Origin of the sequence: Ktedonobacter sp. SOSP1-85 (assembly GCF_016587415.1) — a bacterium.
Classification (GTDB): Bacteria; Chloroflexota; Ktedonobacteria; order Ktedonobacterales; family Ktedonobacteraceae; genus Ktedonobacter.
In genome coordinates this window covers 4,904,074-4,929,332 of sequence record NZ_BNJI01000001.1, presented here as the reverse complement: position 1 = coordinate 4,929,332, position 25,259 = coordinate 4,904,074, and the positions used below count along the sequence as shown (strand labels likewise).

The window sequence follows — 25,259 nt, the reverse complement described above, 5'->3', positions numbered from 1 at the left end:
GGAAGGCACGGTAGAACAGTTACACACCATCATGTCTTTATAAGAAGAACACATGGGCGTATAACAGCCCGCCAAGCAACGAAAGGGCACACACCTAAGTCAATCATAAAGCTTAAAATCGTCAAAGCCATCCAACTCAACATAAAATGCGCCCTGCACACTCTCTCCCTCTAAGAGTCTGCTACTTTCTTTACGTTGTTTAAAGAAGCACAGGTGCATCTCTTGATGGGTGGCATCATTGGCTAGGAGCTGATAAAGAGGATGCAAATCCAATATTCTGTCATCTCTATCCATCAGTACAATATGATCATGCTCTGCTTGGATAGGGATCAAGCTACCATTTTCTTTCTCATCCACTTTTGGCATCACCCCCTGGTAAATTTCCATTCTATACATTAATTTGCCTTTCTTAATATGGAAAGAAGGTACTCGGATGAGACGATAGGCAGACAAAAATTCTAGCTGGGTAAGCATCTCTTCAACTACAGGCTGATATCTCTTGAGAATCTTTCTTTGTTGACTTTCTGAAGGTGTAGCAGTATGCGAGAGTTGATTACGAAATTTATCTTGTAGTTCCTTTGCATGAGGAACTACAGAGGACTGAATCAATTCAGTCAAAAACAAATCTTTGCCATTATTGGATCTTGCAATACTAATAATAGCATCCACAAAATCCATACGAGCACTCATGGAATAGCCATTATAAGCTTTTCGTGCTCCTTTATCTGCAATCCGATATTGGTTGGGATCAAGACGTTGCAAAGCATCAGCTAGAACAACATTATAAATAAAAAATCCAGTTGCCTCAAATAGATCTTTAAGTCGCGATACCTGCTCATACACATTGAATTTTGCTTCCAAAAAACGTCTATATGCTAACGCTATAGGCATTGGATAGCTATTCATAACTTTATCAGCTAAAGACGGAGGTGATAACAGAAATGCAAGTTCTTTCAATCTTCCTGCAACCGACTCTATTTGTGGATCATTGACCTTTGCTTGACTATTTGGTTGCTCTGCCAGCTTGTCTAAAGCCGGCACAATGTCATTTTTCAGTTGGTGAACCACTTGGGACAAGAAGCTAAGTTCCTCAACGTTGACTTCCTTAGTGTGAGAGGAGTTAGGAAGGAAGATACTAATCTGGGCAAGGGTGTAAGTGTTAATTTGCGGAAGATTGCCTCCGAGGGAAGATGCATAACTCCGCATGATTTGTTGCCCCGTCTCGGATCGTAAAAATGTAAACACACTTTGGGGATCAGCTACCGCTGCATTCACTCTAACCCTTAGAAGTGATTGCGTGAAAACAGTATTTTCAGATAACTCATCATTGATAATTGCAACAGGTATATTTCGAACATTGCCTATAGTTGCGACTAAAATATCGTATGGTTGCAAAAAATACTTTTTGTCTATATTTCTCGGCACTGTTATATCAGCGCCATCAAAATCTACCTTCTCTAAAGACTTTATATCAATATTTCCGTTATCCTGGATATTTCTTGATTTAACAAGATATAAGTCAAAAACATTTACAATAGATATCTTTTCAGTTGGATCTTTGCTCCTTAGGGGAAGCCCTCTCTGTATCTCTGCTATTTCATGTAGTTTGGCTTGTTTAAACTTTTCAGGTGGAGTAAGTAACTCTGTATAACGACTTGGATTAAGGCTCCACTCCTGCGCTTCGATCTCTGCAAGCGTAATCACCTTACACAGTCCTGGTATATCAGCATACACTCCATCAGGAAATGTTTCTTGCAGCCTTTGACTGCCATATCTGTACTCTACGCGCTCCTCTCTATAGAGACGCACAATGTTAGCGATATACTCGACGTCTTCAGGCCAGAATTCACGATGCACACGATCAACCTGATGATAAATATTGCGTGCGTCAATAAAAAGAACTTTATTTTCACGATCTGTGCCGACTTTGCCTTTATCAAGGAACCAAAGCGTACAAGGCAATGTTACAGTATAAAAAAAGTTGGGGCTAACTGAGATAATCACATCAACAGCTTTCTTCTCTAGCAGTTGACGGCGAATATCCAGTTCCGAACCACGAGCATGGTTGGCTGAGTTTGCCATCACAAAGCCCGCACGCCCTTTGGCATTCAACGCACTGTAAAACATCTGTATCCAAAGATAATTGGCATTATCCACGCGTGGTGAACCAAAAGGATAGCGCTGATTATCACCCATGACCTTCGTTTTATCTACACCGCTGATATTGAAAGGGGGATTGGCCATCACAAAATCGAACTGTCCCCAAAGATCTTGTATTTCGCCATAGAGACTATTGGTAAAAGCAATATTGCCTGAAAGCCCATTCACGGCCAAGTTCATACGGCATAGGCGAACCATCTCTTCCTTAATCTCCTGACCCCAGATATAGACGCGGTTTTCTGGATTGAGCTGATGATTGTGTAGAAAGCGCGCACTTTGGACAAACATACCACCAGAACCACAAACAGGATCCAAGATATGCCCCTTGGCAGGTTCAAGGACTTCCACAATCAATCGTGCAATAGAGGGTGGCGTAAAAAATTCACCGCTGCGCTGGCCCTCAGCCATGGCGAATTTACCCAGGAAATACTCATAGAGCTTTCCAAAAACGTCAGGCTCAATATCGAAAGAAACATCTTTCAGGGCTTCGAGAAGAGCAAAAATACTATCAGTCGTGAGCCGAGTAAATTTTTTTGGCAACACCCCTTTGAGAGCTTCATTCTTTGCTTCGATAGCGCTCATGACGTTGTTAACAATTTCGCCCATATTTGTGTTTCTGGGCAGTTTCAATAACTCATCAAAGTAAGTTCTTGGAGAGAGGATGAAAGCACCACGTTCTAAATAATCATTATCCGTGATCTCATACCCTGCTGGACGCGTCGCTCGTATCTCAGCCTTTACTTGTTTAACGCGTTCGTTAGCAAACTGAAGAAAAATCAATCCCAGGATCAACTCAGAGTATTCTGACGGTTTTAGGGTAGAATTAGCACGTAGATTGTCTGTTAATGCCCATAAGTGTCTCTTTATCTCATCTAATTTTGCCACTATAATGATCCTTCTAGAAAATACTTTTATCCAGCAGATTCAGGAGCGCGACATCGACAGACAATTTGATGTTAAACCCAAATCACATCTATTTACCAAAATGCACATTATAGCTACCAGACATACTCAAAGCAAATCAGCTTGAGATCTTCCCGTCGTATCCTCTCAGTTTTCTCCTGATCTTGTTCTCGAGTTGGACTTTGTTCACCAATACTGAGCACAGTCGAAAGTAAATTTGTCATCTGTCCATCACGTTTGAACGTATCATAAGCCTTACGCAGCGTTCTCGTATAAACTCGTGGTTGTGGCACATTTACCCGTTGCAGTGCGGCAATAACCTCCTGGCGCTGCACTCCAGGATGATTCAGATACCGTTTCAGTACGGATGCTACCGTTTGTTGAATGGGATCTAGTACCCGCGGTGCTTCCTCGCGAGCCACTTGCTCAGCCGACGACTGCAAGATCGAAGCTATCACTTTCTCCTGCAACTCAAAGATGTTCACCTCTCCACGTACGGGAGCAATACGTGGGGTATCAGGCTGGCACTGAATAAGGTTGGTAATCAGATACCGGTTCTCTTCAATCTCGCCATAGTCAGCACTCCCATCAACCAGGTCAATGTAGCGCCAAAAGTGTTGCTTTTTCCCAGTCGTCGTTACTTGCCTTCGCTCAAAGTTCAGCGCAGCCCCAGACTGGCGACGCTTCTTCTCCTGTGCAGTAAAGTAGAAGAACACGCCTTTGGCCCCGCGGCGTCTCAACCCACTATGAATACCATCGGGTAAATCTGTCAGGCTTTGTAGAAGTCCCTGTCCCAGGAGATCTTTGAGGTGTTGTAACAAGAACTCGCTGCTAACCAGTTCCGCAAATTGCTCCTGCTCTTCGATGACGCTTCCATCCTCCTCCGCAATCCTTTTGAGCGTATTAAAGTTTTGAGGATGCACGACCTCCCCAAGGATGCTTGCATCAAGCAAACCGTTCCGATCAATCTCACTAATCTTGCGCGAGAGGCTCTCCACCAGGTTAAGCAATTGTTCCAGCCCATCATCAGGAAACATATTATGAACCCAGAGCGTCTCAAAGCTCGTTCCCAAGCGATCAATACGACCGGCCCGCTGAATCATACGCGTTGGGTTCCAGTGCAGATCATAGTTGATGAGCACGCCACAATCCTGCAAATTTTGCCCTTCGGAGAGCACATCGGTCGAGATCAAAATATCAATTTCATCGTCCGTCCCCATAATATCAGTCCGCTTATTCGCGATAGGCGCGAACTGCGCCACCAGGCGCGCCCGCTCTTTGGTATCCGCCCCGCTATCCATACGGCGAATATGCGGATTCCCCGCCTCACTGCGCCACTGCTCACTTGCTGCATCATCAGCACACAGCTCTCGGTAGAGATAGCGCGCGGTATCCTTATAGTACGTAAAAATCAGGACCTTCTGCCCTTTGAGTTCCCCGGCCAGCAACTCCTTGAGGCGCGCTAACTTCGCATCATTCCGCGGCGTAATGAGATTAATACGCTGCCAGATAACACGCAACGCATCGACATCTTTTCGAATATCCTTGTGCAATCGCTTGAGATCATACTGGGATGCCTCAAGTGTGGGCAGACCCTCCAGGAACTGGCGTGCCTCCACATTGGCATCCAGGTCATCTGCGCGTGAGTTGGGCATAGCCGTAGCATCATCTTCCTCATCCTCACGCGAAAGGAACCGCATTGCCTTCTGGAAACTCGCACTATCAAGCACTTTGCCATCAAGGATATAGCTCTCAAAGGTTTCGAGGAACTCCAGCGCACGCCGCACGCTAATGCGGAAGGCCTCGATACTACTCTCAAAGCGCTTCAAATAGCGGCTCTTGAAAATGCCTACCAGAGCCTCCTCACGCCCCTCCTCAAATTGATCGCGCTCGACCCCTTTCTTCTTATACGTCTCCAGGCGATAGGGAGCCAGACGTAACATCTCAATACCATCTACAATCTGGCCATAGATACCACTATAAGCGTGCTCCAGGTGATAACGAATGGTCCTGAGCCGACGTTCCGGCCAGTGAATAGGTTGCCCATTAATCATCGCGTCCGGATACGCTTTCTTGATAAAAGGGCGTGTACGACGAATCACTACTTCTTCAAGCAAGTTAAAAAGGGCAATGCTGCTCTCACGTTGGCGACTCATCTGCCGTGCGACGGCAAAATAGCGTTGTAGATCGCCAATGCCTGCTGCGGCAAAATAGCTGCGATCCCCACCGGTAAACAGGTTGATCTGATTATAGAGGTCAAACACACCATTATTAATGGGGGTAGCAGTAAGCAAAATAATTTTCTTGCGCTCATGACTAATCCCACCACGACGCTGGTTCGCGGCCAGTAACCGCTCCAGGTTCTCGTAGCGCTGAGTAGCATGATTCCGAAAGTTATGACTTTCATCAATCAGGATCACATCCGCATCGGCAACGCTGTGCAGGTCAAATTCCTCGCGCCCCAGTGCCTCCTGGGTCACGATCTGGGCGGCAATACTGGCATTGAGGAGCTCGTCATGCCACATCTTTTGCAATGCCGCCGGACAAATCACCACTGCCTTATAGCGCAAGTGGTAGGCATAATCTTCAAGCAGTTTCTTCCCAATCCAGGTTTTTCCAAGTCCCACGCTATCAGCCACCATCACCCCATCATAGCGTGCAAGGATCTTCCGAGCCTTTTTAACCGCGTCCTCCTGAAACTCACTCAATTCTACGGCAGAACGCGCGACAGGTTTGCCCTCTTGCTCCGTCTCCAGGTCATCACGAAAATACTCATAAATCGCCTTCATATACACCTGATAGGGACTGTATTCCTTCTGTCCAAACTTGGAGGCATTGAGCAGTTCTAAGAGCTCTGCCTTAAAATCCTGGGAGGACTCCCAGTGTTGCTCATACCATTGAGAGAGCTGGTTCATGGCAAGCAATCCTGGAACGTTACCAGCCAGAACACGCTGCGCCTCGTCCATTTGCGTCAACTGCTTCCGCTCAGGTCGCTCCATAATACCTTTGAGGCGTTCAGGATCAATCTCCTCAGGAAGCAAGGCAGCCCGATGCACCAGGTTCAACTCTTTACTGGTATAAAGACCCGCACGAGTAAAGTTGGACGAGCCAACAATGGCCGTATGGGGAGAGAAACGCGCAAAGTCGCTATCATTGTAGAAAAGGTAACATTTGGCATGGAGAAAGGAAGAGGTGTACCGACGTACCTGTACAGAATCCTGGCGTAAAAAAGCAACCAGTGTCTCAACAAGACGGAGCGTCTGCTCATTGAAGCTCACCTCAGATAGTTCCTGAATGAGCCTTTTTACTGGCTTGGCCCCAATCTCACGCAAACCAATATCAGCACCAGCCTCAGGCTCATCTCCAAGCAGTAGACGGAAAGAAGCAAGAGCAATGAGACGTTCATGGAGAAGACGCCAACCGCCAATGTTGAAATAGGCCGTTGCAATATCGAGTGCATGCTCCTGGTGATGTTCTAATAAGGTATTGAGAACATCACTCATCATGTATTGTTGGTTATCAATAACAAAGGGAAGTTCATCGAGCTTTTTGGTTTGCACACCGTCATCATCGAGAGGAAGGCTGAGTTGCTTATTGACAGATTCAAGAGATTCCACTACTGTACCTCGCCTTCAACCACTCGGATCTCTTCGTCATTCAGGTCATAGAGGCGATAGACAATTTGGTCAATAAGGTAGTCAGTGCGTTGTAGGCGTTTCTTGAGTTGCAGCACTTCAGGCAGGTTATTCTGGTAAGCCTTCTCAATATCCGCTAGTACACCTGCAGTCAAAGGCACTAAGTAACGTTTCTTATTGCTACTCTCTAGAAGGATTCCCTTTAACTGCTCGAAGGTGAGATGAGACTCATTCTTTTGATAATCACCAGAGTAGTCAAGCAATTCTGCTTTATATTTCATAGCATCAATACCCACCTTACCATTCTTATCGGGTTGTGGCTGAATCCGAAGAATAGAGGTGAGGTAGTCAAGGAATTCACGCTGAATAGTGTACTTTTCTTTATTGAAGCTTAGCATCACTTGAGCTACATATGCCAGTAAATCGTGCACAATATCTGAAGCCTCTGGTTTACACTGCAAGCATTGATCAACAAAAGTTAATATTAATGCTAAATCAGCATCCCGAAGGAAGCGCTCAAAAAGTTGCTTTACCTGTTTCAAGGCAGCATTTCGTTCCTCTTTAGGAGTTACAAATTGAATCCGACGAATAGGCAATTTACCTAAATCAACGATCTTCACTTCGGCAAATACTTTCCCTGCCTCTCCTACTTGGGCCCGATGGTAGTAAGTTGATAGTTTGGAGTTAAGTATAGAAAGCACATATAACTCACTCAAATTTTTTTTATGTACGATCAAATTAAAAATGTTATTCAACGTGATAAATTTTTTTGTATCGTATAACGCAATGATAGAATCTCCTGTTCGTCTGACAAGAATTTTTGGGACATCAAATATTGCTGGATCACGGGGAGCAGCAAGCCAAGGCCCATATTGAATCCAATAGTCATGGTTCCATAGGTTAACATACCGCTGAATGAGAGAGCCACGTAATAATGGTGACCATGTAGAATCAGGAGCGCTCCCCTCAAGAACATATGGTTTTTCTTTTTGTATTTTCTCGGTTTGAGGTGGCTTCCCTTTTCCTATCTCAAATGGCTTGGCACCTGTTGCAATGTCACAAATATCTGCTAAATTCCACGAGGCCGAGTGTAATTTCTTCGCAAATGTTTGGTTTTGGGATTCTTCCAAAAAGAAGAAGTCATTTTTGTCATAATTCAAAACATCATCAATGCTAAATACAATGGGAGCCTTGTCATGATTAAAAAAAGAGGTGAGCGAATCGTAGATAAAGGCTTGTCCCAAGATATTAGATTGATTAGTTTTTTCTCGGGCTTGAAGAATGGCTAATGATGACTCAACTGTTGCATCGCCAAAAACGGGAAATTTCAATTTACTCAAACTGACAGGCGTTGTATTTTCCAAAATAAAACGACGCAATTTAGAAAAATAGTGCATACCTATGTATGTTGTAGGAATTATAAACCCAAGTAACCCATTTTTACGTGCCAGTTTGATCCCTTGCTCCACAAAAATTACATAAGTATTGGTTTGATACTCTGCCGATTTAAAGTGTTCTATGGAGAACTTTTTCATGGGTTCTCCTATAACTACGCCATAAGGTGGATTCCCGACCACAGCATCAAAGCCTGGATTATCTTTCAAGCTGGCATGCTTTAGATCAATAAAGATCTCAGGGAACTCCAGTTCCCAATGAAAAAAGCGATATTCTTTATCGTCGCGTTCAGCATTCTCTAGTACTGCAAGCTGTTCTTCATTGAGTTGCTGTTGAGTACCAATTTCTACCCAAATCTGTGCTTCATCAGATCGTATGAAATCGAGAGCCTTATCTTTGTTAACCTTATCACGTTTACTTACCACAATTGAATTAGTAAACCAACGGCTTGAGTAGACATCTAATAGATGTTTGTAAGGCGCAATTGCAGCTTCAGAGCGCATATATTCGTCTTTGCTCTCACGTGCTTGTCCTGGTGTCACATCCGTAAGTTTACTTACACGAATCATACCTTCTGTTGAAAGGAGCGCACCAGCCCAGATATTATTGCCAAAGAGTGAGAGCTGCCCCTCTTCAATGGCTTTGCGTATCTCGTTTATCCTTGTACCAATAAGTGAGTTTCCTGTCTTAAGGTGATGATCAAGAAAGGAGAGTGGAGCACCAAGAGTAAAACTATCTAACCAAACACTAACTTTTGCCAATTCGACAGCCATAGGATTGACATCTACGCCATAGATACAACGCTTGAGAACTTGTCGTTTGAGCAGATTAACTTCTGTCAATTTCGAGCGATCAATGACAATATGCTGTCGCTCCATCTCCTCAGCAATAGAGAGTTCGATTTTTTTCAGCTCATAGCGTACAGGATTTGTTGGTACCTGATCAAGGAACTTAAGCATACGACGCGTGATATAATCAACAGCTTCGACGAGAAAGTGTCCACTTCCCATGGCTGGATCAAGCACCTTTATGTCAAAGAAATCATCTACAAGATGCTGATAGTCCTTGTAAATATTGCTGAGATCTGTTGAGACCATATTGCGTAGCTGCAACACCCGACTCTCACGTTGACGCTGCAAAATCTGCTGTTCAAATGAGCGAAATTTTGGCAGCAACTGTGATTCCTTCACATCCAGCACTGGACCAACTGTCTGCTCAATAATGTACCCAACAATATAATCGGGAGTATAGTAGCTTCCAGTTGCTTTTCGCTCCTGGCGATCATTTTCGATATAGAGCTCATTCGCCCGAATAACAGGCGTTCTCCCTACAACATAACTTCCCCCACGAACCGCCTCACTCAAGGGAAGATACTTTTCCTTGATAACAACCATTTCTTCAAGAGCGATACGCAGTTTGAACTCGAGTAGTCCTTCATAGATACTTCCAAGTTGGCGCACCCCAAGGCTCTTATAATCAATAGAGACTAATTCATGCCGCGCTGGGTCTACCCCACGAGCAAGTTTGTCAAGACCGATCGATAGAGAAAGATCAGGCACACGAAAGGTTGCCAGAATATAGGTTACAATCTCTTCCGAGGTTGATGAATCGATCAACTTCTTCCAATCTGCAGGTGTAGTTGGTTGACGCGTAATAGCACTTTGAGTCGCAAACAGGCCGCCATTATAGACCGGCACATTCCAATCCTCACGACCTCGATCAATAGCTTCAAAAAGCGCCTGCAAACGTGCATAGAGGTCAAAAGTCTTATCGCTATAGTGTCGTTGCAGTTTCGCACGAACCTGAACTTCATTGTTCTCAGCAAACCCTGCAATTTCAGCCTTAAGATTTGTCAAACTGTGGGGATAGAAGCCACGTCGCTCATGTAGTGGCAACAGATATCGGCTCTCAGCATAGAGCAAAAAGAGTAAGCGATAAAGCAGGGTTAGGGTAGCATTAAAGAAAGGCTTCAGTAAACTATCCCGATCCTCGGATGTTAACATCCCCATATCCGTAGGGAGTGCTCCTCGACGCTGTGCATCATGCATCAGTCCTCCCGCAAAATAGGTAAACACCTCCTCGAAGATATTCTTCTTCAGCGAATCACCAAGGGCCAGCGAATAGCGCTCACACTCACGCAACAGCCAGTCAAGAAATGACAGGGCTTCTTCATAGCCATCACGCTTCTTTGGAAGAAAAGCGTTGGCTCGAAAAAAGAACCAGAAATAGCGAAACGCTTCTTTCGCATCTGTATGATCGCGCGGCATTGCAAGTGTTTCATCGAGATCAATCTCATAGTAATTCGTAGCCCGACTATGAGTTTTGGCCGAATAGAGACGCCAGGTACGTCCATTTGTTAGGAAAGCCCAATCAACCTGTTCCTGATCAAGTAAACTCACCACTACAGCGCCTGGATTTTCGCGATCGGTCGGGTCAAGAGATGTCACCCCCAATACATCATCTACCTCTTCATAACCATCTAAATTACGTCCCCACTTATAGGCCAGGCAAATCGCCACTTTTGATGTCGGCTGTCCCATGTCATCTGGTACATAAAGGGTGTAGTCAGGGAGACGACGATTCTCCCCATCTTGCGTATACGGCTGAGATGAGGTCTCTTTTGCAAAGCCAAGGATCCTGAGCGCCGGTTCAATGAGCCGTTGCCTCATGGCTCCACTCGGCTGCTCAAAAAATGTATCAGCTGCATCATCGTAAAGTCTACGTAGCCCCTGGTAAGCTGCTGTTAATTGATTTGCCTCACGCATGTCATTTCGTGAGTCAAGCCATTCATCTTGTGCAGGAACATTTGCCGTCAGGTAGTGATCTGAGAAAAGCGCACGGTTGTTAAAATATTCCTCACTCCACTCGGCCACATCATATGCACTGCTCAGAATTTCACATTGCGTGACCACACTCCTGGTTGTAGGCCAGCGAAAACGGTTCAGAACACGACGAACCACATGGGAAGGATTTGAGCGCTTGATAGAGAGAAGGCGCATACGCGTGGAAACAGGATTTTGAAAAACAGGCTGCACTCCTGGAAGAGAGGGCTGCGTGGCAAAATGTGCATTGGTTCCAAACGTACGGTCAATATAAACGATATCGATTTCTTCAATTTTCTCGTCACAAACGACTACGAGATAATCGCCCTCATGTTTGCTCAGATCGCGAAATATTCTTTTTATCAGTGTTTGCGTAAGAGATGATAGAACATACACATAAACATAAAATTTGGAAAAAGAAACATCGCTGCGAAAACCGATTCGACGCATTTTGCGTATTTTGCTGCGTAGTTCTTCATCGCCTGAATGCAAATTATTTTTTAAGGCTTCAGTGGATTGAGGAAAACTTTCGGGATTGGGGTTATAGCCAAGGGCAGCAAAGAATTCAGCGATACGCTCAATCGAAGAGAGATCTAAGATAACTTGCGAAGGAATTTCATACTCATTGAGTAGCATAGTACCATCTCAAATTCTAGCAGAAGTGCAAGTCTAAACAACAAAAATACCAATACGTGTAAATAAGGCTATCATTTCTACTGAAGAGTTGTCAATAGACACTCGCGTGTTTACTGCCTAAAAATAAATAAGAGGATTCACAGAAAATTAGTGATACCTTTTCACAACGCGTAACTGAGTGTTATCAGGGCCACTGGCAATAACAGTGACACCAGCACGACGGCAGACTGACCAAAGTGCTTGATGAATCTGATTGGCAATATCAGAACCAGGTAACAAGTCAACTAACCGATGTACAGTCACTTCATCATCAGCAAGCATTCCAATAACATCAGCAATGGCCGCACGTACCTCCCGAATAATGACACGCCTGTGTAGTAGTTCCAACAAAGGGGAAATAACCGTCTTTTCATCTCTTTTCCTAAGCTGACGAACGAAATATATCCTCCACTCCAGAGATAATGTTGTGTCTTCAAGAAGGGGTAATAGTTCTGCTATATCAATACGCAGGGCAAGACATCGAAGAGCTAACTGCCTCTGGTGCCGTTCAGCCAATCGCTTTTGCATACAGAGCTGTAACAGTTCCTGAAGCGCAGGGTAATCTCCCAACATCGCAAGAGCTAAAACGGCTTCGTTATGCATCTCTTCTGGTTGCTTCTCTGAGGTCAATTTTTGCAGGAGAGGAAGATACACAAAATTACCCTTTAGTCCGTATCCTCGTATAATAGCGCAGCGAATGGAAATATTCGTTGTCTCGTCATTCAATAGATGCATTAAGTCTTCTTCAAAGGTTGTCCCCCACGACGAACAAGCAGAGAGGCAATACGAGCGCGCAAACCAGCTCCAAGAGAGCTATCATGAAGGAGTGATACCAGATGCGCGAGGACACTCTCCTCATACAACACATCCAGCAAACGTGAGATTTCTCTTCGAACCTCCTCAGAGAGAAAGGGATCAGAGAGGAGCTGAACCACATCAGCAACAATAGAGCGATCTCTTATCTGTGCCAATGCAGTAATGCTTGTAGAAAGTAATGTCCTCGAAGTACGAGGATCTGCAAGAACAGCAAGCAGAACTGGCACGATGGAAACATCCTTGAGCATCGCCAGAGACTTAATACACGCCGCTTGGAGCATTTCATCCTGTTGCGTATCGCGAAGTAGACGATGTAATGTGGGCACGACACTACGATCTCCCATCACCCCAAGCAGCGAGACCACATTCGTACGAAACCAGCTATCAGCCTGGGTATCATCAAGGAGAGGTAACAGACGAGAGGCCATGTCAGCCGTGCCGTATCGGCTAAAAATATCTAGAAAAAACGGAGAAGCAGTCAGTGCATGCTGTTCGAGTGAAAGATGAAGCAGGTGAGAGGCTAATTGCTCCGACCCAAAAGAGCTCAATGCCTCGAATAACATATCCTGTGATAGAAGAGTGTCATCTTCTAAAGTTGTCAGTGCATATGACAGCAATTTCCCGGCGATACTGCCATCAGGATCAGTGCGTGCGATCTCAGTCAATACTTCCGCAGCATGTTTTCGTACAAGCGCATAAGGACCCTCTTCAAGGAGTTGAAAAAGGCGCTGCGGAATCGTATCACGTAACGACCTGTCAGTCCTCAGGCGTGGACGTGCAGCAAGACAGCGCCCAGCCAGAATTAACTTCGTTGAGAATATATCTTCGGGCACTTCATCGACCCCGCGATATGTAACAAGATGGGTAAGCAAAGCGCTGGCATCGCGTACCTGCCCGGCAAAAAGTAATACAATTTCTTCCCACCATGGAGACCCCAAGTAAGGCAGTAAAAGATTCACATCTTCATTCGCAAATACAGCAACAAAGTATTCTTGAATGGTCAGATGAAGAAAGCCATAAACCTCATCGGCCTGCTCACGTAATAGGCCTTCTTCACCCGCAATTTCTTGCAAGACAGCTTCCATTAACGTTGGGGGTTTCCCCAAACTTTCCAGAAAATCCCCGACAAGGGGGCGAAGATCCCTCTTACTAAAGTAGCGCAGACCTTGTTGATGAAAATGCCAGGCCACTTGTTGAAGCAGTTGCTTGCGATCCTCGCGGTTCAAGATATGGTGCCGAGAAATAAAGCGATCAGCGTCCCAGCGAGAAAGCAGAGTATCAACACAACGTTTGTAAAGATCTGCGCGACTCTCAGGCAATGTTGGATCATCATGCTCATAGGTAATCGCTAAAAGGGAGAGCAATAGAGGATTGGCAACCAGGGTAGCAATCCGTGGACTATTTTTGAGTGCAGCAGTCAAACGTGGACCAAGGGCTTGACGCTCTTCGCTGCCATGACTAAACCATTTGCCTATAAACTCTTCAATATCCTTGGGTAAAAAATCCAGAATCTCTAATTCAGTAAAACCTGGAAGCTGTCCACGTTGAAAATAGCCAACTTTGCGTGCAGTCACCACAACAGGAACACGATGAAATCGCCGCTTTATATTGAGGATCGCCTCATGCACCTGTCGGTAAGACTCTTCGGCGGCCTGGCTTGTCTCGCCAACCACCGTCTCATCCAGTGCATCGAGTAGCAATAAAACATCACCAGCCTTCATACGCTCCTCAAGCAGCGGTGTAACCTGGGCACGAGAAAAACCATATGCAACTAATACGTCTACAGACGCAGCGTAGAGATCAAATTGCTTCTTCCTGGCAATTTTGTGGAGCTTGATATAGATTGGCAAAACAGGCATATCTTCCAATGCCCTATCGATTGCTGACAGTGCCAGGCGCTTGAGTAATGTCGTTTTTCCAGCACCAGGATCCCCCACAATGACACAACTACGATGCCGTTTTACAGCCTCAGTTGGATCCATTGAGGAGGAGGAACGGCGCTCAACCCATGCCTGTCGTTGCTGCAACGCCATCAGTGGATCACGCAATTGCTGCTGCTCATGATCTAGACGTGAATGGGGGCGTGGATCATCATGCAGACGTACTCTCACATAGAGATCAGACACGGAAAGTGGTTCTCGCATCCCCAGGATTTGAAGCTTCGCGATCTCTGGGTCATCATGCAATTTTTCACGATACACAGCAAGAAAATCATCTAGTTGTAGCGGTGGCTCAGAGGCGACTGGAGCGGCAGGGGTTGTATTGTAGAACGATATTGTAACAGTATTATGTTCGCCAATTACTGTTCCTTGAGGATGATCGAGCGTGACAGGAAATGATGAAGTCACCAACGGCTGATCAAAGAGGCCTGGTTGACGAATATTTTGCTGCTTGCGTGGACGAACATTCGCCTTTTGCTCAGAAGCAATCTTCTCCGCATGAGAAAATTGCTTCCCATTCTGTTCATCTGAAACAAACGCTGCCGTATGAATGGTCTGTGCTACCTGAGCCCACCACTCTTCGCGCCGCTGAGGGGCCGTAATCCATAACGGACGAGAACTATCATGCGCAGGATGATAACGAGCAATCTCTGGATAGAGTTCAAGTTGACAAGGTCCAACAAGCACAGGAAAAATACGAAGCGTTCCTTGCTCAACAGCCTTAAACAACAACGGCAGTGCTTGATCAAGGATAAAAGAGGATGCAAAAAAATCGGCGTCAAGCAATAACACAGCGGCCCTTGTCCTCTGAAGCTGCTGCTCAAAATAGGCAAGTGTATCTACCCCCGCAGGTGTCATGGAGATATCCCACATCACATCTTCAGGCTTTTGTGTTCGCACAAAAGGAGCGAGGTGTGTTCTTAGGCGTTGCACATACCCTGCATTCTTCTCATCAGTAGCGTAGAGGACAAGAATAGACTGATCATGCTCGGATCTAAAAGAAGCATCCATGCTCCTATGCAATCCTTTCACTTTATATTATTTAAAGTCTCTTTTATGGAATAACGCCCCTTCAACGATTTTTGGGCACATGGATTTTTACATATGCCCTGTCATCGTAGGAATTGTTCGCAAATACCACACCCTTTGTGGAGAGGTATTTGCGAAAGAGGAGAGGATCTTCAACCAGCAGTTCTTGCAATGCTTGCTCAGAAGATACCAATGTCTCTGTCAATACTGGATATCCATCTGAAGCCAGAATGATGGTTGTAATATCTTCAGGCAAAGGAAGAACCCGGATACCCTCATCGGGGACATGAAAACCATCAAGTACGGGGAACCAGTATTGACCGGCTGAAGGATTGTTCTGGAAGATCATTTGCCGCTCGAGCAAGGGAAAAATAAATGCGCGACCCGTATCCTCCTGACGTAACTGGTCAAGAGATTTCCCCTGAGCAATCTCAGCCTCTAAAAACATCGAACGAGCCAGGGATGTAATGCGGTCCACTTCCTTTGTATTCACAATATGTTCCTGATTGAGCAAGCACTGGCAATCACCAACAAGCCATACCTCTTTCCGAAAGAAGCTTACCGCGATGAATGATGCGACCGCACGCTGCACTGGATCAGATTGCATAATATCGACGACCTTATGCTGTTCATATAACTGCTGGAGTGCCATCGTCAATTGATCAACAGCCTGGCGCGCAGTGGCATCAGGTGGAAGCGTTCCAAATGCATCTCGTAACACCGTCGCACCAATACGGCCCCCTGTTTGACCATCCCACCTTCTTGATGTTTTCGAGGTCGCCCCATCAATCACCGCGATAAAATGGGGTCCAACATAAATGGTATCTTCACAATCCACCTCAACACCCGTCTTTGCTGCGAGAAATTGTTCTTCCACAGTGTACTGAAGCGAAGTAGCATCCGTTGACGTTTGACTTGAAGCGTTGTTCTCTACCATGCGTAACTTCTCTCAACTTTCATGCGAGTGGGATATCCTTCAACAACTTGCGTACTCACGAGTATCACAAAATTTTTTCGCCCATCTTTTGTGAGTTTACGCAGCAGTCCTTGCATATTCTCCGTAAAAAATTTTGCTGCTGCTACCGTACCATACGTATGCGAGCCTGAAAAGAGGATCGCGGTTCGTTTTCGTAAGGTAAAAGGGTTATATGCTCGTATAATGAGGCCGTAGTCATTCACAACCTGGCGCTTCATAGCACTTCCCTCATATTCAACAGCTCCTTGATCAACCCACTGCCCTCCTGCCTTATGAATACGCCAGATGATGAGGCTATCAATGACTTTGGCCGGTTGTTCATCCTCCAACAATTCCAGGAAGCGTGCCGTCACAGCGTTGGTTTTGGAGCTCCCAAGAATAAGGAGATCGTTCTCAATACGTTCTTGTAGGTGATCCGTCGAAAGCAAAATATTTCGAATGTCGAGATGCTTGTGATAGGCGTGATGGAGTGATCGAAGAGCAAGGGCCAATGCCCGCACCTGCCCAATCCCTGTTGCAGGGCGATTGTACACACCAGTATTCGTCGTAGTGGAACTAGAGGCACAAACAACCAGATTTGCGGGATCTTTGACCTGCCAAAGTGCTCTGTGGGGAAGACGAACACTGAAGAAAAAGCCGATGTAGGCGAGAAGGGCTCCGATTGGCAACCAAACAATATTAGAAAGGACATTAATGAGGATTGAATGGATGTCTTCCATGTTTCACATTTTCCTTCATACATTCACGTGTTTTACTTCTCACGCCTATGAAGGAAATATACATGGATTTTTGGCTTTCATCTACCAAAAAGATACTTTTCCTACTCCGATGGGGATCTCAATTTTTGACGAACTCATTCCAAATAAATAGGTAGAGGTTAAATCGATGACAGCTGTATATGGCATACAAACATTAAACAGTGTGTATATAGTTCTTTTTATTCGCCTTCAGGAGTATCATCTGGCACATCTTCTATCAAGTCCGATGTAGCAACCCCGAGAGCCTCCGCTAAACGAGCAAGCGTTGTTGTTGTGATTTCCACATATGGATCACGAAACAGACGGCGAATAGTGTTATATGCCACCTCAGACCGTGTGTGAAGCTTGGTCATAGAGACACCCCTAGCTTCAGCAACTTCTTTTACCTTCAGTCTTACTCTCATAATCTCAGCATACACTGATGGAGAGGTTGACAATAGAGTGATTGTAATGTTACCATTGCGATACCGCCATTGAAATGGCAAAATTAAAAATTGAGATGTAAAAATCCTAGTTCTAGGTGAGTTATGAAATGGTGAGGGAATAAAATAATGCAAGGCTGGAAGGGAAAAAAACAAAACAAATATGGTTCTCTGCCTCTCCAAAGTATCTGAGTTCACACAAGCAACAGGAGTAAAATCAGTCTGATTTATTAGGTGCTACTTGTGTGACCGGTCATCACTAGGAGCCAAAAAGATCCTCTCGTATTCCCATTTTGCTACAGTGAGCATCAGATCCAAAGGCAATCTTCTCTATTGATTGGAATTTAAATTATTCCTCAGACTCTTTTGAGCGATCATGAGGTTCGCCATGTATCTCTAATATGTCGGTTAAAGGGACATCAAGCGCCCAAGCAATCTTAACAGCCGTGCTTAAGGACACGTCTCTTGTGGGATCTTGAAATATCCGCTTCACTGTTTTGAAATCGACATTAGCAGATCGGGAAAGGGAGGATTGATTAAATCCCTTCTGCATGGCGATCTCTTTCACTTTTAACCTGATTTCCATGCCTTTTAATATAGCAGTGATTATGCCTTGACAGTATTGGTCTTTATAGGCTATCCTTCTTTCATAACCTATGAAGGTTATCCTTATAAGGGTAATCGACGTAAATTTTTCTCTCTTTAGAGAGCAGCTTCCTAGCTTGCTCTTACCTTTTCAAACAGTAGGATTTTGAACAATGCATGAAAGAAAGAAAAAGCCAACGCTAGAGCAGATACGGACCCTCTTTCCCTTCGACGTGCCCAATCTAGCGCGAGGTGCAAGAGTAGAAACCAGCATTGTCTACCAGGCATTACTTCAACACCCCATCCATCGCCAGGATGCGGAAAAGGTCCTCCAGGCGCTCTCCAACCACACCAGGCTCACATTGACTCTGGAGAATGTCGATATTGTGCTCTGGGAAGAATATCTGACCCTCTGGCTTCTCCGCGCCTCGGCCTCGGCACAACAGCAGGAAGGATGGGAAGGAGGAGGCACTGATGCCTACCATTTCGTCTATGCCCGTGACGAGTTGGAGGCTCAGTTTCGTGCTCAAACCTGGCTTGCCCAGCACCCCCATCTTCCCCATCACACCTTCACCCCATGCCCAAACGGCTTTCAGATTGGGCCTGTACGTATACCAGGTATTTGCTCCGATGAACTGGTGGGCACAGAAGTATTCCCATACCCCTACTAACCACAGTGACGATTATCAATGCAGAAAGGATTATTGTTTCTCACCATGAACACCATCCAGCCAAGCAACACGGCGCGCCCTTTACTGCTTGACAACCAGCAAGCCACACTCAACGAGACCCTACATCACCTCCTGGCTCACCACGCTGGTCGAGCCCTTGATCTCTGTACGACACGTCTCACCCTGCAAGGGTGGACACTTGTGCGTGACGGGCTCCAACAGCTCGGAAACCTTCGCCTCCTGCTTCCTCCCACAGCCCTCGCCACCACTGAGGATGAGCCGCTAGAGGATACACACGTTACACTCACTCCCCATCCATCAGGCGCCGAGCATCCCCAAGCCTCCCAGGAGGGATCACTCGTGCAGATCGAAGCCCTGATTGCCTTCTTGCAGCAGGATCACGTAGAGGTTCGCTTTGTTGAGCACCCCCCTCTTCATGCTCGCTGCTTTCTCTTCTACGCCGACCGCGATAGCGTACGCATCGCACCACAGACTGCCATCGTCGGCTCATCCGATCTGACCCGAGCAGGGCTCCTCACTAACGCCGAACTCAACATCATACATCGCGCCCCTCTCACCCACGAGGACATCGCACTTAAGCATCTCCGAGGGCTCTTAGAGCGAGAGGAACGTACTCTCTTGCTAGAATGCACTCAGGAGCAGCGTCTGCTTGCCGCCAGGCTCCCTACTCTCTTGCTCCTAGAGCACCTCACCACCTGGTTTGCCCACCACTGGGAGCACGCCACCGACGGCAAACACCGCCTTATCACCCACCTGCAAACCCATAAAGCACACTACTATGGTGCACCTCTCACACAGCACAGTCAGCCTGGTGGAGCACCAGAAGAAGGGCAACCACTGCACAGGAAGCATAGATCTGCGCCCCTCTCAGGCACCCACGAGGAAACGTGGGCAGAGCATGACTATACGCAGCACCAACGAGATTGATGCAAAGAGAGAGATGCACTTGTCATTTTGTCAGGTTGATAGGAGAGAAGAAGAGGAAAGAAGGGAAAGATGTTTCACGCCTCCAATTATATTTACGCAGGAGCCAGCACACATGGTCCCCTGCTGCTTGATCCACTGGCCTCCGCCGAACAAGCTCGTGTGATCGCGCAATATCACATGCTCGCCTCAGCCCTCAAGGAACCCTTACCCGAACTGGAAGAGATGGCCTTCACGACGTCCACCACCCCTCACCTCATCCTGGATCTGGGATGTGGGCCAGGAGGGACATGGGCCTGTGATGTGGCCTTTGACGATCCCTTCTGCCTGGTCTTTGGGATCTCGGCGCTTGCCTCTTACGTCCGGCAAGCCACGACCTTTTGCCAGATGCAGGCCCAGACACGTGTCCAATTTCTCCAGATGGACTTTGCCCGAGCGTTGTGCTGCCCGACCAACTTCTCCACGCTCATCAATGGTCGCTTCTTACGCACTTTCCTTACAGAAGCAGGCTGGCCACGTCTGCTCCGGGAATGCTTCCGTGTGCTACGACCGGGAGGGCTTCTTCGCCTCACGGAATGTATCGCGGCCTTCTCCAATAGCCCGGCCTGTGAAACGCTGACCCACTACTATGAGCAGGCCCTTGCTGTGCGGGCACAGACCCTCCTCGCTCAGCGCAAAGAAAGCCAGGAGGGCTCAGACCTTGCCAGCATACTGTTGCAACACACGTCCCTCTTCGAACTCCTGCACGACATCGGTTACTGTGCCATGGAAGAACAACGGATCATGCTCGACTTCTCGGCTGGCACCCTCTATCAAGCCAGTATGCGCACCAATGCCGAATCCTTCTTTTACCAGCTTGCCCCACTGTTCTATCAAACCACCGACCTCACCCCGGCGCGGTTTGAAGACCTCTTTGAGCAGATGCGTGCCGAAATGAGTGCCCCCACCTTCAAGGGGTTCTGGACCCTCTCTCGTGTGCATGCCTCTAAACCAGCAGGAGGAGCACAATGACAGCACCACTCTTACATAAGCAATCGGGACAAGGCCTGCACTGCCTGGACAGGAACGAGTCCCTGACTCCCTCCAGGGTATCCCGCCTCCTCGTCCCACTGTTCCACGAGGACATGGGCTATCCATCCCCTCTTGCACCAGAGGGAACACTCTACCCCTTCTACACTCCCTCTGACCCCCTGGTGGTTGACGAGGAGGCGTTGGTATCGCCAATGCATCCCCTTGAATGGCGACGGCGCACACAGCAGGCGCGTATGCTCTTGCAGCATTTTCACGCGCCACTTCCCGAACACCACGAAAGCGTACCCATGGCACGGGTCCTGGAACTCACCATTGACCCTCATGGTGAGTGGCTGCGGCAGGTTGCGTCCTTGATGCCAGATACACACGTCATTGGCATCACGTCACAGGAGTTCTATGCCAGGCAAGCCACCTTCTTTGCCGCCGTCCAGGGATGCCGCAACATCCATATCCAGATGTGCCCACTCTCCCAGTCACTTCCCTTCCCGGCGGAGAGTATAGACCTCATCCGTGGCAGTTTCCTTCATGCGAGCCTTCCTGAGCATCTCTGGCCGCTTCTTCTTGAAGAGTGCTTTCGGCTCCTTCGGCCAGGAGGGGTCCTCCACCTGCTTGAATGTGGACGAGGAGAAAGTACCAGCGCTGCCGGAGGCACCCTGTGTGCCGCCTACAGACACTCCCTGGAAATGCGACGGAACGCCTCACGTCCGTCTGTCCCAGGAGCACGGACCGTCCGCGCCTTTCAGCCTGAACACCTCCCTATGAGGCTTGCAAAGACAGGCTTTGTCGCTGTTGAACAGCAGGAGAGCCTGCTCGACTTTTCTGCCGGGATGCCCTTTCATGGCACGCTCCGCGACCAGGCCGATGACTTTTTTCAGCTCGTTGCACCTCTCTGTACCCACGACAATGGACCACTTTCACTTGAGGCCTACCAACGGGCCTATCACGAGATGCAATTGGAGTTGCTTGAGACGACCTTTCGTGGGTACTGGCACCTCTGCATCATCCGAGGTTACAAGCCATCGGGACGCCTCTCGCGACCGATCGCAAGTATGCATAGAGGGCAACCATCCTCGCACATACGCTTGCAGCCATGCTCCCTTCTTGCCATGCAGGAAGAAGCCCAACAACGCGAACAGGCACCAAACGAAGAAGCCGACAACAGAGAAGACTGATCAGCACAAAAAACAAGCCATATCACAAGGAGATCATACATATGCAGCACATCCATCAGACACAGACAGCACACGTCTTTCACCTGTCTCTCGTTGCCTTACGTGAGCAGATGTATGCGACGCACGCAACGCTCTCACTCTCTGCCATCGTTCCGCCTTTAGCGCCTGTTGCCACTCTCTCAGAAGGACAGAACATGGTCGCGGAGCTCTCCTTTGAACAGGGAAGGATCACACGCTGCCAGCTTTCTCTCCAGACAAGTGAGCGAGTGCTTCTGCAACAAGGTGAAGCCTTGCAGGTGCTCCACACACTCGGCCTGCTTCCCTGGCAGGTTGTTCGCCCTCAACAGCACGATACTGAAGCAGAAACAACGCCTGTATCGGCGATAATCTCCAGCAACACCACGGAAGCTCCTGTGCGCATTCCCCTCCATGCGGTGCCCGTCGAGCACGTGTCTCTCACCTCACTTCCGGTCCGTATCCGTCATGTCTTTTTGCTCAGTAATGGGCAACGAACTCTTGAGGACATTGCCCTGGTGCTGCGGTTACCGCTTGAGGAGGTCGAGCGCGTCATCCAGATCCTCCAGAAGCGCAAACTGACGATCTGGCAGTCGAGAGCATCCTGAACCGATGCATTGTTCTTCACATTTGTGAGCATAGACATTTTCTGCTAGCTCATCTCACTCACGAGGCCATGCCTCATCAAAGAAAGGAAAGCACAAGAGACCATGAATGCAGAATATTCCGTACGAACTGTGCAATCGCACCCTCCTCACATTCTCCTGCTGGGGACGCAGGAAGAAGCGCGCCTGTTGCGGCCACAGTTACGAGGAGGCCATTTCAAGGTCACGCACCTGATGCATCTGGCAAGCAGTACCTCTGCCATGACCGTTCGGGTCATGCAACACGACGTCTGGCTTGCCTGCTGTACATGCTCACGTGATGTTCAACAGATTCGTCAGGTGACGCCTCGCACACCGTTGGTGATCTGTTCCGAGACGACAGAGGAAGCGCACATTGTCAGAATGCTTGATGCTGGCGCCGACGATTATGTCTTCTTTTCCTGTGGGAAACAGGAACTGCATGCCCGCTTACACGGACATGCAAGGCGGTATCGAGCGTCTCTGGCATCTGACACCACGAAGCAGGCTGGCCCCTGCTTCGTGCTGGAAAGTGAGGATCAACAGATTCGCTTACTATGCCTGGAGCGGTGTGTCGTTGTTCGTGGACAAATGTTGCGTCTCACGCCCATCGAGTGCACCTTGCTGCTGACGCTCATGCGCAACGGAGGAAAAGTGCTCTCTCATCAGTCGTTGCTCCATACCGTTTGGGGCAGAGGGTATCACGAAGAAGTCGACTATATTCGCGTTTACCTGCATACCTTGCGCCTTAAACTGGAGGATGACCCCAGGCATCCAATGTATCTTGAAACGATCACTGGTGTGGGGTACCGGTTCCGACAGTCATGCATCTCCAGGTAATAAATATCATTATGGGCTCTCATCATATATTCCATATTTCAAACAGTATTTCTTATAAAGCACTAAATTAGGCAAGTACGCAACTCAACCTTAATAGTATTGTTAAGGCTATATTTACTATGATATACTATCTAAATGCCAGATACTTTTTAAACCCGTCTCTCAATATGAGTTGCGAGGCATTTTTGTTGCCGACAACGTCTCCTATAGAACGAGAAATCATAAACGATTTTACTATTTTTTCTACAATTTGAGGTGTTACCTTTGGAAGAGAAAAAATCCTTTCTTTGGTTCTCTCAATACTTTGGTATTCATCAACCCCAATACAAGTTGCCCTTTGTAGATTTTCTCCTTGATGGAGATGTTCCCCTTTACCTTGATTCCTATGCAATCGCAAAAGATGGGTCAGAACTGGCCATACTTTGTCATCAAGCAATTGTATCTTATTTTCAGGCACTGTTAGAGGCAGTAAAGAGTGGAAATACCATACAAATAAAAAATTTAATACGTGGTCGTTTAGTAGAGCCAAAAGAGATTCATTTGGGTGTCTCAAAAAGAGCACGAGAGGGAGTTGGCCTTGGTCGAGTGCAAGAAGGACAAATTATACAAGCAATAACAAAATCTAACGCTCTCACCGGAGGAGCTATTCTTGATATACAAGAACTAGAATTGCATATTGATGGTCTAGGGCCAGACAAAGTGAGCGACCTTATTGCAAATGTTATCAAAAATCATCTGGCTGATTTTACCCAAGAAGTATGTGATCATTATAATGTGGAAACAAGGCCCTGCGTCGTTAACCTCTTTTGGGATGCCGATACTTTACAATGGGCATCCAAATCTTATGATTTACCCGTAAAAGGGCGCGACTCATATATACTCATCCCTAAAGATTTTGTTCGTCGTGAGCAAGATACTGTCAACCATCGACACTTTTACGATCACTATGTTTTAGATTTTTATGTGCGTGAAAAGCAAACAGCTCTGGATTCTCTCGCAGCAGCGCTAAAAACACCTCCCACTCGGGTGACAAAATCAAGTATAAAAAAAGACCCACCAATTTCCTCAAAGAAAACTGACATCAGCAATTTTATTCAGAAGCATCCAGAGGTGATTGGTCAATATAGACAAAAGTTAGAACAAGGTCCACAACCCCTTGACTATGCTGTAGTCTCTGGCAAGGCAGAGATAGATGATAAGCTTATCCAAGATACACTCAAAAAACTTGACAAAACTCCTGCTGGCCAAAATTACGCTACTCAATATCAAGACATCGTTTTTGAGCTGCTTACGTTTATTTTTGATTGGTGCATACAAAATCTTGAAAAAGAATACACTGTAGATCAAAATCGTGGACGCATCGACATTATAGGTGATCGTTACGGCGAAGGGTTTCTCAAGGAATTATGCGACCGATTTAACGCTACTTCCATTCCTATGGAATGTAAAAACTACAATGGGAAGTTGGGAAATAACGAATTTAATCAGTTAGCTGATCGTCTGAGCCCAGAAACAGGTCTCTTAGGTTTTTTGTTTTGCCGCCGCATAAAAAAGCGAGAAGATATAATTCAACATGTTTCTGGTCGCTATATGATGCACAAAAAATGTATCTTTGTTTTTGATGATCAACGATTGAAAAGCTTAGTTGAAATGAGGCACAGCCAAAATTATAAGGGTATTGAAGCATTACTTCGTAAGATGCTTCGCGAGGTTAGATATGGTTCGTATGAATCATAAGGGCGCTCACTGCGAAATGCTGGACCGGCACCCCTACGAAAGACTTGGTTTGCACCGCAGCACTAAAACACCGCGCAAGCATGCCGGTAGTGCAAGAAAAATAGGGTC

16 protein-coding genes are annotated in these 25,259 nt (G+C 46.8%); 7 read left to right on the top strand and 9 right to left on the bottom strand.

Translation table 11 applies throughout. The annotated features are described in order from the left end of the window. Positions 1 to 99: 99 nt before the first annotated feature. The 9 genes from KTE_RS20570 to KTE_RS20530 form a co-directional block, all read right to left on the bottom strand. On the bottom strand, positions 100 to 3,045 hold the full coding sequence (locus tag KTE_RS20570; protein WP_201384133.1) for an N-6 DNA methylase: 2,946 nt from the start codon (positions 3,043 to 3,045) through the stop codon (positions 100 to 102). 113 nt (positions 3,046 to 3,158) lie between these two features. Then, positions 3,159 to 6,680 (bottom strand): helicase-related protein, encoded by a 3,522-nt coding sequence (locus KTE_RS20565; RefSeq protein WP_201384130.1) that lies wholly within the window; start codon positions 6,678 to 6,680, stop codon positions 3,159 to 3,161. Further along, positions 6,680 to 11,551 carry an Eco57I restriction-modification methylase domain-containing protein gene (locus KTE_RS20560; RefSeq protein ID WP_201384128.1) on the bottom strand — a complete coding sequence of 1,624 codons (4,872 nt, stop codon included), beginning with the start codon at positions 11,549 to 11,551 and terminating at the stop codon, positions 6,680 to 6,682. The genes KTE_RS20565 and KTE_RS20560 overlap by 1 nt, the downstream gene beginning before the upstream one ends. Positions 11,552 to 11,698: 147 nt before the next feature. Next, complete coding sequence (locus KTE_RS20555) at positions 11,699 to 12,325, bottom strand: hypothetical protein (RefSeq protein WP_201384126.1); 627 nt, start codon at positions 12,323 to 12,325, stop codon at positions 11,699 to 11,701. Continuing rightward, positions 12,325 to 15,138 (bottom strand): NACHT domain-containing NTPase, encoded by a 2,814-nt coding sequence (locus KTE_RS20550; protein WP_201384124.1) that lies wholly within the window; start codon positions 15,136 to 15,138, stop codon positions 12,325 to 12,327. Before KTE_RS20550 ends, KTE_RS20555 begins: the two co-directional genes overlap by 1 nt. A 280-nt stretch (positions 15,139 to 15,418) precedes the next feature. Continuing rightward, positions 15,419 to 16,312, bottom strand: coding sequence for a hypothetical protein (locus tag KTE_RS20545; protein WP_201384122.1), 894 nt, complete (start codon positions 16,310 to 16,312; stop codon positions 15,419 to 15,421). Further along, positions 16,306 to 17,070, bottom strand: coding sequence for a hypothetical protein (locus KTE_RS20540; RefSeq protein ID WP_201384120.1), 765 nt, complete (start codon positions 17,068 to 17,070; stop codon positions 16,306 to 16,308). Before KTE_RS20540 ends, KTE_RS20545 begins: the two co-directional genes overlap by 7 nt. A gap of 218 nt (positions 17,071 to 17,288) precedes the next feature. After that, positions 17,289 to 17,513 carry a helix-turn-helix transcriptional regulator gene (locus tag KTE_RS20535; protein WP_255552982.1) on the bottom strand — a complete coding sequence of 75 codons (225 nt, stop codon included), beginning with the start codon at positions 17,511 to 17,513 and terminating at the stop codon, positions 17,289 to 17,291. A 367-nt stretch (positions 17,514 to 17,880) separates the two neighbouring features. Then, entirely contained in the window at positions 17,881 to 18,099 is a 219-nt protein-coding gene (locus KTE_RS20530; protein WP_236600502.1) for a helix-turn-helix transcriptional regulator, read from the bottom strand. Between the two features lie 190 nt (positions 18,100 to 18,289). Here KTE_RS20530 and KTE_RS20525 point away from each other — a divergent pair, with 190 nt between their 5' ends. From KTE_RS20525 to KTE_RS20495, 7 genes are all read left to right on the top strand, one after another. Beyond that, on the top strand, positions 18,290 to 18,787 hold the full coding sequence (locus KTE_RS20525) for a hypothetical protein (RefSeq protein WP_201384114.1): 498 nt from the start codon (positions 18,290 to 18,292) through the stop codon (positions 18,785 to 18,787). A gap of 45 nt (positions 18,788 to 18,832) precedes the next feature. Then, positions 18,833 to 19,735, top strand: coding sequence for a helicase (locus tag KTE_RS20520; protein ID WP_201384112.1), 903 nt, complete (start codon positions 18,833 to 18,835; stop codon positions 19,733 to 19,735). Between the two features lie 69 nt (positions 19,736 to 19,804). Further along, positions 19,805 to 20,743, top strand: a complete 939-nt coding sequence (locus KTE_RS20515; protein WP_201384110.1) for a class I SAM-dependent methyltransferase — start codon at positions 19,805 to 19,807, stop codon at positions 20,741 to 20,743. Continuing rightward, positions 20,740 to 21,936, top strand: coding sequence for a class I SAM-dependent methyltransferase (locus tag KTE_RS20510; protein ID WP_201384108.1), 1,197 nt, complete (start codon positions 20,740 to 20,742; stop codon positions 21,934 to 21,936). Before KTE_RS20515 ends, KTE_RS20510 begins: the two co-directional genes overlap by 4 nt. A gap of 41 nt (positions 21,937 to 21,977) precedes the next feature. Further along, entirely contained in the window at positions 21,978 to 22,559 is a 582-nt protein-coding gene (locus KTE_RS20505; RefSeq protein WP_201384106.1) for a hypothetical protein, read from the top strand. A gap of 102 nt (positions 22,560 to 22,661) precedes the next feature. Continuing rightward, a complete protein-coding gene (locus tag KTE_RS20500; protein ID WP_201384104.1) occupies positions 22,662 to 23,414 on the top strand; it encodes a winged helix-turn-helix domain-containing protein in 753 nt (250 codons plus the stop codon). Between the two features lie 264 nt (positions 23,415 to 23,678). After that, entirely contained in the window at positions 23,679 to 25,151 is a 1,473-nt protein-coding gene (locus tag KTE_RS20495; RefSeq protein ID WP_201384102.1) for a hypothetical protein, read from the top strand. Positions 25,152 to 25,259 lie beyond the last annotated feature (108 nt).

Excerpts from the sequence above, each read along its gene's own strand:
- KTE_RS20515 (WP_201384110.1), top strand. The coding sequence starts at position 19,805 with ATGTTTCACGCCTCCAATTATATTTACGCAGGAGCCAGCACACATGGT.
- KTE_RS20500 (WP_201384104.1), top strand. The coding sequence starts at position 22,662 with ATGAATGCAGAATATTCCGTACGAACTGTGCAATCGCACCCTCCTCAC.
- KTE_RS20520 (WP_201384112.1), top strand. The coding sequence starts at position 18,833 with ATGAACACCATCCAGCCAAGCAACACGGCGCGCCCTTTACTGCTTGAC.
- KTE_RS20545 (WP_201384122.1), bottom strand. The coding sequence starts at position 16,312 with ATGGTAGAGAACAACGCTTCAAGTCAAACGTCAACGGATGCTACTTCG.
- KTE_RS20510 (WP_201384108.1), top strand. The coding sequence starts at position 20,740 with ATGACAGCACCACTCTTACATAAGCAATCGGGACAAGGCCTGCACTGC.
- KTE_RS20555 (WP_201384126.1), bottom strand. The coding sequence starts at position 12,325 with ATGCATCTATTGAATGACGAGACAACGAATATTTCCATTCGCTGCGCT.
- KTE_RS20535 (WP_255552982.1), bottom strand. The coding sequence starts at position 17,513 with ATGAGAGTAAGACTGAAGGTAAAAGAAGTTGCTGAAGCTAGGGGTGTC.
- KTE_RS20540 (WP_201384120.1), bottom strand. The coding sequence starts at position 17,070 with ATGGAAGACATCCATTCAATCCTCATTAATGTCCTTTCTAATATTGTT.
- KTE_RS20505 (WP_201384106.1), top strand. The coding sequence starts at position 21,978 with ATGCAGCACATCCATCAGACACAGACAGCACACGTCTTTCACCTGTCT.
- KTE_RS20560 (WP_201384128.1), bottom strand. The coding sequence starts at position 11,551 with ATGCTACTCAATGAGTATGAAATTCCTTCGCAAGTTATCTTAGATCTC.
- KTE_RS20525 (WP_201384114.1), top strand. The coding sequence starts at position 18,290 with ATGCATGAAAGAAAGAAAAAGCCAACGCTAGAGCAGATACGGACCCTC.